The following is an 11,428-nucleotide window of genomic DNA, read 5'->3' on the forward strand; positions in this document are numbered from 1 at the left end:
CAATTAAAAAGGTAATTTTTCTTTATCAAACTTAGAGTTTAAAATCTTAATAGCATCACCTATAGTCTTTATATTGCTTTCTTGAATAATTCTATTGAAACTACTTCTGTTATATAAAAAAATATAGACTCTATTTATAAATATTTTAACACAACTAAAAATAAATTTAAAATTAAATAGACTAAAACGAAAATCTTTAAAAATTTGATTTCGCTTATTATAATCAAAAACAAATAATTTAGCGTACAAGTATTTAAAATTAAAATCCTCTATTTTATTTTCCTGATTGCATGCTCTCAATGCATCTAATACAGATTGAGCCCAAATAGTTGGTCCTGTCCAATATCTAGGGATTCTTGTATCCCAATTTTCTTTAGTTTTATTTGGCAAATGACCTACATCTTCTATCCTAGCAACATGTTGATGTAAAACACCTCTACCTCCAATACTACTAGATGATTTTCCACTTATTACAACAGGAAAATCTAAGTATTTAAAATTGTTTGTATAAAAACATAATGCTATAGCGTTAGCCATATCTGGACTAGGTCCAGGAAAAAAAGAACCAGTTTTTTTGTATATTTTATTTAAAACAGATCTTTCAGCAATTCCATGGTATAAGCACGGTAATTCATTAATATTGGTACCACCTTTTTTCAAGGCATTATTTAGAACTTTAGGTAAGTTTACATCTATAATTTTAAAATTCCTTTCTTTAAACTTTAAAACACCACTCTTATTGTTTTCTAAAATATTAGACTGTAAGCCTGGCCAAGTATACATTGGCTTGTATGATTTAATAACATCTACTGTATTATTCTTCATCCATTTAACAACATCAATTATGTAAGGCATTACACCATCGTCATCACCAATAAAACAAACATATTCGCCCGTTGACTTTAATACTGCTTGGTCTGAGTTTCCTGTTTGTGATAGCTTTTCGAGTGTATGATAATATGAAATTCGCTTATCGTTAACTTCTTTTAGATGTTTTAGTATTTTTTCATTCTTATCACTATTATCATGAACGACAAATTCTACTTCTTGAGAGTCTATTGTTACCAAAAAATCCAACAATGGTAAAAGTGTAGAATATCTATTCTTGGTTGGAATTATTATACTAAGCAAATAGTTCATATTTTATAAATTTTAATATATTTTTTGGTTTTATTTTAAAAGAAAAACAGGTTGAGACTATAAATATTAAAACAGATGAAATAATAATATATATAAGAATTAACAATTGATTATTGATTAATTTCTGTTGAATTAAATAAAAAAAGAAGTTTCCTAAAAATATTAGTAAAAGAGGTTTTAAAAAATTTATTATTATCCAATCCTTAGTTTTCATACTAATATATTTTTTTAATACGATTATAATAAAAATTGGAGTTATAAAACAACTGTATAAAAACCATCCCATTGCAGCTCCTTTAAGTCCATAATATTTTGATAACAAAATAACCAATGGAAAGAGTAAGAATAAACCAAAAACACCCATTTTAATATTGACTTTCGTGTTTCCTTTTGCCAAAAGTAAATTAAATGGTATTACTTGAAAAGATAACATCATTTGACCCAATAGTAAATAAAACGCAGGTATACTTGCTTGAAGTGCTAATGTTTCATTCTGAGTCCATAAGGCGAGAAAAAAACTAGAATAAAAAGCTAATACAAATCCTGCTGAACCAGTCAAAAGTAAAACCATTTTAAATGAATTTTTAAATAGCTTTTCTAAATTTGGCACATCATCATTATCATGATAATTTACTAGTTTAGGGAAAATTGCAGTAGCTATAGGACCAGACAATATTACAGGAATCATTGCTAATGAATAAGCTAATGTATAGATTCCTAATTCAGAAACAGAAAAATATTTGCTTATTAATATTTTATCAAATTGAGAATTTAATGCAGCGATAATAGATATTATTAGCATGCCTAAAGCATATTTCCAAACTTTATTTAAAACTTTAAAGTCTCTTTTAAATTTCCAGTGAAACTTATTTTTTTTGTATAATAGTTTCAATAATAAGAATCTTAAAGCTAAAACATATGCTAAATTAACAACTAGTTGCCACCCAAAAAATATCTCAAGCGTATTGTTTAGATAATAAATAGCAAATACTACACCTCCATTTTTTAATAACCCCCATAAGAATTGAAGTAAATTTGAAAGCACTTGTTTTTCCATTCCTATCAAAGCGCCTTGATATGGTTTTGATAAAAAATTGAGACCTAAAGCGAAACCCATTATTTTAATACCATTAACTGTTACTTCTTTATCTAAATCTTCAATATTTAACCAACTATCTACTATGTAGTTAGATCCAAAAAATATTAAGCTTGTAATAACAAATACTATTAATAGGTATATTAATTCTATAGACCTAAGAATCTTAAATTTATATTCTCTACTTTCTTCAGAATTATTTCCTTTGGCTAGTTCTCTTTTTAAGGTTGCTGTTAAACCTGCGTCTGCAAAAATCAAAATACCTTGTAAAATAGCATAGAAACTTACTACACCATATATCTTAACTCCAAGAATTGTAATGTATAAAGGAATAAAAATAAAAACAGACAAAACACTCCAGATTCTTCCCAGAATGTTTGCTAAAATGTTCTTATTAACTAAACTCATTTTAAATCTTATACCTTACGTTATAATTAAAATCTAATTTATACTTGTTCATAAACTCATATTGTTCAATTAACATTTGTTTATATGATTTTGAAACAATAAAATCAGGATGTAAGGTATTAATGAAACTTTTATCTTTAAAGAAGTTATCTTTTTTAGTTACTTGAATTTTTTCTTTTTTCCAAATATCTTTAAATAGGCATAGAAGATCGTATTTGGAAATTTTATTATTATTCGTTAAATGATATATCCCTGTTATATTATTTTTTAAAACTGTTACTATACCATGAGCTAATTCTAATGTAGTAACACCACTCCAATAGACCTTTGTAAAACCATTAATTTCACCATCTTGAGACATAAACCAATGAAATAAACCTTCTCCATTATCTTTTAATTCTGGTCCAATTATTGACGTTCTTATTGTAACACTATTTTTGGTATTTATTTCACCAAGTGCTTTTGACCTTCCATAAACATCATCGGCATCTCTAAAGCTATCTTCCTTATACCCTCCATGACCATTACCAGAAAATACACAATCCGTACTTATATGAATAAATTTAGAACCTTGATTAAAACAAATTCTTTCGAGAAAATGAGGTAGGTAACTATTAATAAGAATCGCATTATCTGATGCTGATTGTGATCCTTTTATTAAAACTCCAACAGCATTAATAACATAATCTGGTTTTAGTTCTTTTATTGTTTTCTCAACCTCATTAAAATTAGTAACGTTCAAAAGAATATGCTCCTTTTGATTTTTTAATTCTCTATGAGATGTGCCTATAACTTCAAATTTATTTAATTCAGTAAGGGTTTTATATATAACATGCCCAGCCATACCAGCCATGCCTAAAAGTAAAACTTTTTTTTTATGCTTCATACTCTTCTAATTCTCTTTTCACATAATCAATTGTTAACAACAACTCTTTCAGTTCTTTAACATTTAACTGTTTTGTGTTGTCAGAATTATACTCATCACCTTGTAATTTAGTGCCATCTGATTGTACATATTTAGTATAATTTAAATCTCTCATATCTGCAGGAACACGATAATATTTTTCCATATTCTCTGATTTCGAAATTTCTTCCTTACTGCATAATGTTTCAAACATTTTCTCACCATGTCTTGCTCCAATAATGCTAATTTCGTTGTTAGCATGAAATAATTCTTTCAATGCTTTAGCTAATGTTAAAACAGTAGCAGCTGGGGATTTTTGGACAAAAATATCTCCAGGGTTTGCATTTTTGAAAGCAAACATTACAAGATCTACAGAATCTGTTAATGACATCATAAATCGTGTCATATTTGGATTAGTAATTGTTAAGTTTTTTCCTTCTTTTATCTGTTTTATAAATAAAGGAATTATAGATCCTCTAGAAGCCATCACATTGCCATATCTAGTAGAACAGATAATTCCATTATTTTCTTGAACTCTAGTATCTCTAGCTTTTGATATTGCTAATTTTTCCATTAATGCCTTGGTCATACCCATTGTATTTATTGGATAAACCGCTTTATCTGTACTTAATACTACTGCTTTTTTTACATTATTTTGAGCTGCTGCTTCTAAAACATTTTCTGCGCCTAAGATATTTGTTTGAATAGCCTGCATTGGATAAAATTCACAAGATGGAACTTGTTTTAAAGCAGCTGCATGAAATAGGTAATCGACTCCTTTCATGGCCTTGTTTATACTATTAAAATCACGAATATCCCCAACAATAAAGTTTAATTTATCATTCTTGTAGTTAATTCGCATATCTTCTTGCTTTTTCTCATCTCTACTAAAAATTCTAATTTCTCTAAGATCAGATCCTAAAAATTTTTCTAAAACTGCGTTACCAAAAGAACCTGTTCCGCCTGTTATCAATAATACTTTATCTTTAAACATATTATTTATTATTTAGTGATTTTATATGTAACGTTTCGAACATATATTCTCTTTTTACTTATTTCGTTTGTATTATCATTTATTAATTGCAAAATTATTTTATCGAATTCACCTCCGCTTTCTGACAAGTTAACTACAAAAAAAATATCACCATTATTTTCTATTTCATTAATTTTCGAATACCATGAATCATACTTTAAATTGCGCTTTTCAGTATCTTCTCTTAAATCGTCTAAATAAGTCGGAAACGTTCTTACAATAATTCTATAGTTTTCTTTGATATCATTTTCTATTCGTTCGCTTAATTTGAAAACAAGAAAAGTTTTCTTTTGAATTTTATCTTTGAATACGGAGATATTCTCAATTTTAACAGACTCTCCAAGGACATCATTTACTTCTACTACATTTTCTTTATTGTCTAATTGAATATAGTCTTCTATTGTTTCAATTTTTTTTTCTGGCTTTTTCTTAAAATTATCTTTCTCATTTGAATCTTTACAAGAAATCGAAAGAAGGATAATAAAAATAAATACTATTTTATTCATGATTTTTTGTTTTAAATTTTATTAAAGACGTTTATTTACGGTTTTAAATTCTAAAGTTCCTTTAACATCATAAACAATTCCTTTATTAGATTTTAAATTATTTAAATCTAAATCTAAAAATTCTTTATGAGATACAACGTGTACAATTGCATCATAGTTTGTTCCCAGTTTTTGAATTGTAGATATGTTATACTCATCCTTAACCTCTTCTTGATCTGCCCAAGGATCATAAACATCCACATCCATATTAAAGCCTTTTAATGCTTCATAAACATCTATAGCTTTTGTATTTCTAATATCTGGACAGTTTTCTTTAAAGGTAATACCTAACATTAACACTTTAGCATCCTTAATAGTAATGTCGTTTTTTACCATTAATTTTAAGACTTCAGTTGCTACATATTCTCCCATAGAATCATTTAAACGTCTTCCTGCTAAAATTATTTCGGGATGATAGCCTACTTCTTGTGCTTTTTGTGCCAAATAAAACGGATCTACGCCTATACAATGTCCGCCTACTAAACCTGGTTTAAATGGTAAAAAATTCCATTTTGTTGCAGCAGCCTCTAAAACCGCATGTGTATCAATGTCTAATTTATTGAAGATTTTAGCTAATTCATTTACAAAAGCAATATTTATATCACGTTGGGCATTTTCTATTACTTTGGCAGCTTCTGCAACTTTAATAGTTGGTGCTAAATGTGTTCCTGCTGTAATAATAGATGCGTATAAATTATTTATCTCTTCTCCTATTTCTGGTGTAGATCCTGAAGTAACTTTTAAAATATTAGCTACTGTATGTTGTTTATCACCAGGATTAATACGTTCTGGAGAATAACCACAATAAAAATCTTGATTAAAAGTTAAACCACTTGTTTTCTCTAAAACAGGAACACATTCGTCTTCTGTTACTCCAGGGTAAACTGTTGATTCGTAAATAACAATATCTCCTTGTTTAAGTACTTTACCTATAGTTTCTGAAGCTTTAATAAGCGGTGTTAAAATAGGTCTATTATTTTTATCTACCGGTGTTGGAACTGTAACTATGTAAACGTTACATAAAGAAATATCTTGAGCTTTATCTGTTAGTTTTAAACCTTTATTTTCATTTTGATTTAAAACAGCTTTTAAATTTTCGTCACTAACTTCTAAAGTATCATCATGACCGCTGTTTAACTTAGCTACACGAGAAGTGTTAATATCAAAGCCTGTTACTTTATATTTTTTTGCAAACTCTACTGCTAGAGGTAAACCAACATAGCCTAAACCTATTATTGCAATTGAATAGTTTTTGTTTTTAATCATTTTATTCGTTTTAAATTATACAACCATACCAGCAGCTACAGTCTCATTAGTAGTATCATCTACCAAGATAATACTTCCTGTTGTCCTGTTTTCTCTGTATGAGTCTATCATTAATGGTTTTGTTGTTCGTATTTTTACTTTAGAGATATCGTTCATCTTTAAGTCTTTATCCTCGCTGTTACGCTCTAAAGTATTAATATCTATTTTATAAACCACTTCTTTTATCATTGCTTTTTGATCATTAGAAGTATGTTTTATAGTATATTTTGCTCTAGGCTTTGCTGGATTATTATTTAACCAACATAGCATCACCTCGATATCCTGAGAGGCTTCTGGTTTGTTGTTAGAACGTACAATCATATCACCTCGGCTAATATCAATATCATCTTCTAAAGTGATGGATACAGACATTGGCGCGTAGGCTTCGTTAACTTCTCCTTCAAAGGTGTCTATACTTTTTATTTTTGAAGTAAAGCCAGAAGGCATTACAGTTACCTCATCACCTTTTCTAAAAATACCACTAGCAACACGACCTGCATAACCACGATAATCTCTAAAATCTTCACTTTGTGGTCTTAAAACGGTTTGCACAGGAAAACGTGCATCTACTTTATTTACATCGCTACTAATATGCATCGTCTCTAAAGTATGTAATAATGGTGCACCTTGATACCAAGACATATGTTCTGAACGGTTAACCACATTATCTCCTAATAATGCTGAAATTGGTATAAATCTTACATCCTTAACTAGCATTTTAGATGAAATACTCTCAAACTGAGAAACTATGTTATTATAAGCTTCTTCTGAAAAATCTACTAAATCCATCTTATTAATACATACAATAATATGTGGAATTTGTAGTAACGAAGCAATAAAAGCGTGTCTTTTAGTCTGTTCAATTACACCATGTCTTGCGTCTACTAAAATTATAGCGACATTTGCTGTTGATGCGCCTGTAACCATATTACGTGTATATTGAATATGTCCTGGTGTATCTGCTATAATAAACTTTCGTTTTGGGGTTGTAAAATACCTGTAAGCAACATCTATGGTAATCCCTTGCTCTCTTTCGTCTCTTAATCCATCTGTAAACAAAGCTAAGTCAACACCTTCATGTCCTTTTTTCTTACTTGTGCTTTCTATAGCTTCTAATTGATCTTCAAAAATAGATTTAGAATCGTATAGTAATCGACCAATTAGTGTGCTTTTTCCGTCATCTACACTTCCTGCTGTTGTAAATCTTAATAATTGATTATTGTCTAACATGCTTTGCTTTCTTTTTAAAAGTAACCTTCTCTTTTTCTATCTTCCATTGCAGATTCTGAACGCTTATCGTCACTTCTGTTTCCTCTTTCGGTTTGTCTCATAGCTGCTACTTCTGTAGCTATCTTCTCTACAGTATCTGCGTCAGATTCTATTCCTCCTGTTATGGTTATGTCTCCTAAGGTTCTAAATCGTATTTTTTTAGTTACTACTTCTTCACCTTCATCTAAAATTAAAAATTCAGATTTTGGTATCCAAGAGTTACTTCTCCAAACCACTTCTCTTTCGTGAGCAAAGTATAATGATGGAATTGAGATGTTTTCTCTTTTAATATAATTCCACACATCCATTTCTGTCCAGTTACTTATTGGGAATGCTCTAAAGTGCTCGCCCTCAAAATGCTTTCCGTTAAAGATGTTCCATAATTCTGGTCGTTGATTTTTTGGATCCCATTGTCCAAAATCGTCTCGATGTGAGAAAAAACGTTCTTTTGCTCTTGCTTTTTCTTCATCTCGTCTTCCTCCACCAATCGCACAATCTATTTTATTAGCTTCAATAGCATCTAAAAGTGTTGTAATTTGAAGTGCATTACGTGTGGCATTTTTTCCTTTTTCTTCAGCAACTCTACCTTGGTCAATAGACTCTTGAACAGATCCAACAATTAAATTAGCGCCTAATTCTTTAATTAAATTATCTCTAAATTGAATAGTTTCAGGGAAATTATGTCCTGTATCTACATGCATTAAAGAAAATGGTATTTTGCTTGGGTAAAACGCTTTTCTAGCTAAATGTGTAACGACTATCGAGTCTTTACCACCAGAGAAAAGAATGACTGGATTTTCAAACTGTGCCCAAACTTCTCGCAATACAAATATTGCTTCACTTTCTAATTCATCTAAATAGTTTAAGTAATACTTACTCATTGTCCAGTTTTAATTTTGGTGTTATGTGGTTAATAATTTTATTAACCGCTTCTTTTACAGACACTTCTTCTGTTTTTATTTCTATATCAGGTTGTTCAGGTGCTTCGTAAGGCGCCGATATACCTGTCATGTTTTTTATCTCTCCTGCACGTGCTTTTTTATAAAGTCCTTTAACGTCTCTACGTTCACATTCTTCAACACTAGTATTGATAAAAACCTCGACAAAATTACTGTTTTTAACGATATTCTTGACGTTTTCTCTATCTTTTTTGTAAGGTGAAACAAATGCAGCTAAGACAACTAAACCTGCATCAATCATTAAGTTAGAGATCTCGGCTATTCTTCTTATGTTTTCAGTTCTATCTTCAGGTGAAAATGTTAAATCATTATTGATTCCTTTTCTAATATTATCACCATCAAGTGTGTAGGTTTTTATTCCTTTTTCAAAAAGTTGCTGTTCTACAAGGTTTGCTATTGTCGATTTACCAGATCCTGATAGACCCGTAAACCAAATTAAAAATGAATTGTGATTATTTTTAAACTTTCTGTCTTCACGACTTACTTGATAATCGTGTTGTATAATGTTTTTACTTATATCTAATTTATTTCCTTCTTTCATCTAATCCATAATTTATTTTATACCACGTTCTTTCATGTAAATAGTATAATAGCATTTTTGTAATTACTTCTGCAAAACCTATTTTAAGTCCTGTTAATGGGTCACCTGATATAATCCAAGCTAAAATTATTGTGTCTAATGTACCTATAAAGCGCCATGTTAATGTTTTTGCTATGTGTCTTTTTTTACTTTCTAAAACTTTACCATCTTTTGATAGGTTAATTTTAAACCATGTTCTTTCATGAAGATAATACAAAATCATTTTTGTAATCACTTCTGAAAAACCAATCTTTAACCCAGTAAAAGGATTACCAGATATGATACATGATAGTACAATTGTATCTATTGTACCAACAATACGCCAAGTAATGGTTTTGGCCAGGTGCCTTTTATATGAGCTATCTTTCATTTTATTTAGACACTAAAAACCAAGGATTTAACAAATTTTCTTTGTTATAAAGTAGTGGTTTATTGGTTTCTTTAGAAATTACAGAAATACCAACAGCATTGCAGATAGCTTGTCCTGCTGCGGTATCCCATTCCATAGTTGGTGCAAATCGTGGATATACGTCTGCTTTACCTTCTGCGACTAAACAGAATTTTAAAGAACTTCCTTTTGATACTATGTGTACCTCTTTACCTTGTTGTTTTAAATCTTCTACATAATCAAGTGTTTCTTGACTCATATGAGAACGACTTCCAACAACTTCCACTAATATTGAATCTTCTTGTTTTGGTGTCAGTTGAGTTGCTGAACTTAAAACTTCATCTATTGAAACATCATGAGTATTTAATTCTGCTTTAAAAGCTTGTTTGCTTTCTACATCTGCAAAATAAATGATTTTAATTGCAGGTACATAAATGACTCCTAATTTTGGAATACCATCTTCGGTTAATGCTATGTTTACAGTAAACTCTCCATTACGTTTTATAAACTCTTTGGTACCATCTACAGGATCTACAATCCAGCATTGATTCCAGTGTTTTCTATCGTTATAATCTGTTTGTTTATTTTCTTCTGAAATAATTGGAATTTCTGTGGGAATTAAAAACGAATTGATAATGTCATTCGCTCTTTTATCTGCTTCCGTTAAAGGCGATTTATCGTCTTTGTATTCTACTTCAATTTCAGAATTATAAACCTTCATTATTTCCTTTCCGGCATGTAATGAAGCTTTTATTGCTGTTTCTAAGTTTTTTGAAATGCTAAATGCTTTCATTATTATCTATATAATATTTTATCGTGTGTTTTATACCTTCTGAAAAGGAGAACTCCGGATTGTAATCAAAATTTGTTTTAGCTTTTGATATGTCTGCTAAAGAGTGCTTTACATCGCCTTGTCTTTCTGGTCCGTTAGTTACTTTGGAGGATGTTGAAATATTTAAGGCTGAAAGTCCGTTTTTAATGGCTTCAACTAATTCATTTAAATTAGTGTTATCTCCAAAAGCAACGTTATATACTTGATTAACTGCGTTTGGGTTATCTGTTAAAGCTGCTTTTATATTGGCTTGAACTACATTTTCTATGTATGTAAAATCTCTTGAGTGTTTTCCGTCCCCGTTGATAATAACCTCTTCATTATTTAAAAAACGACCGATAAATTTTGGTATTACTGCTGCGTAAGCGCCATTAGGGTCTTGTCTTTGACCAAAAACATTAAAATATCTTAAGCCAATTGTTTCTAAACCATAAGTTTTGTAGAAAACATCTGCATACAGTTCATTAACATATTTAGTGACTGCATATGGTGATAATGGTTTACCTATGTTGTCTTCTACCTTTGGAAGTTGCTTACTATCGCCGTAAGTGCTAGACGAAGCGGCATACACCATTCGTTTTACTGTTGAAGAGTCTTTAGCAGCAACTAACATGTTTAAAAAACCAGAAATGTTGACTTCGTTAGAAGTTATTGGATCATTAATTGATCGTGGTACAGAACCTAAAGCTGCTTGATGTAAGACGTAATCTACATTTTGCATTGCCTTTTTACAAGTGTCTAAATCTCTAATATCGCCTTCTATAAAATCGCAATTAGGTTGTTTGATAAAATCGCTAATGTTGGAAAGTTTTCCTGTTGCAAGATTATCTAAAATAACGACTTTTTTAGCATTATTTTTAAGTAGATATTCTACTAAATTCGATCCAATAAAACCTGCGCCACCTGTGACTAAAACGGTTAGGTTGTTTAATTCTTTATTATGAAAATTAGTGTTATACATAGTCTTCA

At 29.9% G+C, this 11,428-nt stretch carries 12 protein-coding genes; all 12 read right to left on the reverse strand.

Annotated features, from left to right (window positions below; translation table 11 throughout):
- Positions 1 to 3 precede the first annotated feature (3 nt).
- The 12 genes from ACEQT4_RS07865 to ACEQT4_RS07920 are packed head-to-tail and all read right to left on the reverse strand — an operon-like array spanning position 4 to position 11,420.
- Positions 4 to 1,140: a glycosyltransferase gene (locus tag ACEQT4_RS07865; RefSeq protein ID WP_370226874.1), complete on the reverse strand. Its 1,137-nt coding sequence runs from the start codon at positions 1,138 to 1,140 to the stop codon at positions 4 to 6.
- Positions 1,124 to 2,644: a lipopolysaccharide biosynthesis protein gene (locus ACEQT4_RS07870; protein ID WP_027879310.1), complete on the reverse strand. Its 1,521-nt coding sequence runs from the start codon at positions 2,642 to 2,644 to the stop codon at positions 1,124 to 1,126. The genes ACEQT4_RS07865 and ACEQT4_RS07870 overlap by 17 nt, the downstream gene beginning before the upstream one ends.
- Position 2,645: 1 nt before the next feature.
- On the reverse strand, positions 2,646 to 3,530 hold the full coding sequence (locus ACEQT4_RS07875; protein WP_370226876.1) for a dTDP-4-dehydrorhamnose reductase family protein: 885 nt from the start codon (positions 3,528 to 3,530) through the stop codon (positions 2,646 to 2,648).
- Entirely contained in the window at positions 3,520 to 4,542 is a 1,023-nt protein-coding gene (locus ACEQT4_RS07880) for a polysaccharide biosynthesis protein (RefSeq protein WP_027879312.1), read from the reverse strand. The genes ACEQT4_RS07875 and ACEQT4_RS07880 overlap by 11 nt, the downstream gene beginning before the upstream one ends.
- A gap of 8 nt (positions 4,543 to 4,550) precedes the next feature.
- Positions 4,551 to 5,087, reverse strand: coding sequence for a hypothetical protein (locus ACEQT4_RS07885; protein ID WP_027879313.1), 537 nt, complete (start codon positions 5,085 to 5,087; stop codon positions 4,551 to 4,553).
- Between the two features lie 21 nt (positions 5,088 to 5,108).
- A complete protein-coding gene (locus tag ACEQT4_RS07890) occupies positions 5,109 to 6,392 on the reverse strand; it encodes a nucleotide sugar dehydrogenase (RefSeq protein WP_370226877.1) in 1,284 nt (427 codons plus the stop codon).
- Between the two features lie 15 nt (positions 6,393 to 6,407).
- Positions 6,408 to 7,661 (reverse strand): sulfate adenylyltransferase subunit CysN, encoded by a 1,254-nt coding sequence (cysN, locus tag ACEQT4_RS07895; RefSeq protein ID WP_370226879.1) that lies wholly within the window; start codon positions 7,659 to 7,661, stop codon positions 6,408 to 6,410.
- 14 nt (positions 7,662 to 7,675) lie between these two features.
- Positions 7,676 to 8,581: a sulfate adenylyltransferase subunit CysD gene (gene cysD, locus ACEQT4_RS07900; RefSeq protein WP_027879316.1), complete on the reverse strand. Its 906-nt coding sequence runs from the start codon at positions 8,579 to 8,581 to the stop codon at positions 7,676 to 7,678.
- Entirely contained in the window at positions 8,574 to 9,176 is a 603-nt protein-coding gene (gene cysC, locus ACEQT4_RS07905) for an adenylyl-sulfate kinase (protein WP_370226981.1), read from the reverse strand. The genes cysD and cysC overlap by 8 nt, the downstream gene beginning before the upstream one ends.
- Positions 9,177 to 9,183: 7 nt before the next feature.
- Complete coding sequence (locus ACEQT4_RS07910) at positions 9,184 to 9,609, reverse strand: DUF2061 domain-containing protein (protein ID WP_027879318.1); 426 nt, start codon at positions 9,607 to 9,609, stop codon at positions 9,184 to 9,186.
- Between the two features lies 1 nt (position 9,610).
- Positions 9,611 to 10,420, reverse strand: coding sequence for a 3'(2'),5'-bisphosphate nucleotidase CysQ (cysQ, locus tag ACEQT4_RS07915; protein WP_370226880.1), 810 nt, complete (start codon positions 10,418 to 10,420; stop codon positions 9,611 to 9,613).
- Complete coding sequence (locus ACEQT4_RS07920; protein ID WP_370226982.1) at positions 10,407 to 11,420, reverse strand: SDR family oxidoreductase; 1,014 nt, start codon at positions 11,418 to 11,420, stop codon at positions 10,407 to 10,409. The genes cysQ and ACEQT4_RS07920 overlap by 14 nt, the downstream gene beginning before the upstream one ends.
- Positions 11,421 to 11,428: the final 8 nt, after the last annotated feature.

The organism is Mesoflavibacter sp., assembly GCF_964226795.1.
In the GTDB taxonomy this organism is placed as follows: domain Bacteria; phylum Bacteroidota; class Bacteroidia; order Flavobacteriales; family Flavobacteriaceae; genus Mesoflavibacter; species Mesoflavibacter zeaxanthinifaciens.

Bases quoted from the DNA above. Each gene is read 5' to 3' on its own strand.
- ACEQT4_RS07890 (WP_370226877.1), bottom strand. From the start codon at position 6,392: ATGATTAAAAACAAAAACTATTCAATTGCAATAATAGGTTTAGGCTAT.
- ACEQT4_RS07885 (WP_027879313.1), bottom strand. From the start codon at position 5,087: ATGAATAAAATAGTATTTATTTTTATTATCCTTCTTTCGATTTCTTGT.
- cysQ (WP_370226880.1), bottom strand. From the start codon at position 10,420: ATGAAAGCATTTAGCATTTCAAAAAACTTAGAAACAGCAATAAAAGCT.
- ACEQT4_RS07880 (WP_027879312.1), bottom strand. From the start codon at position 4,542: ATGTTTAAAGATAAAGTATTATTGATAACAGGCGGAACAGGTTCTTTT.
- ACEQT4_RS07870 (WP_027879310.1), bottom strand. From the start codon at position 2,644: ATGAGTTTAGTTAATAAGAACATTTTAGCAAACATTCTGGGAAGAATC.
- ACEQT4_RS07910 (WP_027879318.1), bottom strand. From the start codon at position 9,609: ATGAAAGATAGCTCATATAAAAGGCACCTGGCCAAAACCATTACTTGG.
- cysN (WP_370226879.1), bottom strand. From the start codon at position 7,661: ATGTTAGACAATAATCAATTATTAAGATTTACAACAGCAGGAAGTGTA.
- cysD (WP_027879316.1), bottom strand. From the start codon at position 8,581: ATGAGTAAGTATTACTTAAACTATTTAGATGAATTAGAAAGTGAAGCA.
- ACEQT4_RS07865 (WP_370226874.1), bottom strand. From the start codon at position 1,140: ATGAACTATTTGCTTAGTATAATAATTCCAACCAAGAATAGATATTCT.
- ACEQT4_RS07920 (WP_370226982.1), bottom strand. From the start codon at position 11,420: ATGTATAACACTAATTTTCATAATAAAGAATTAAACAACCTAACCGTT.
- ACEQT4_RS07875 (WP_370226876.1), bottom strand. From the start codon at position 3,530: ATGAAGCATAAAAAAAAAGTTTTACTTTTAGGCATGGCTGGTATGGCT.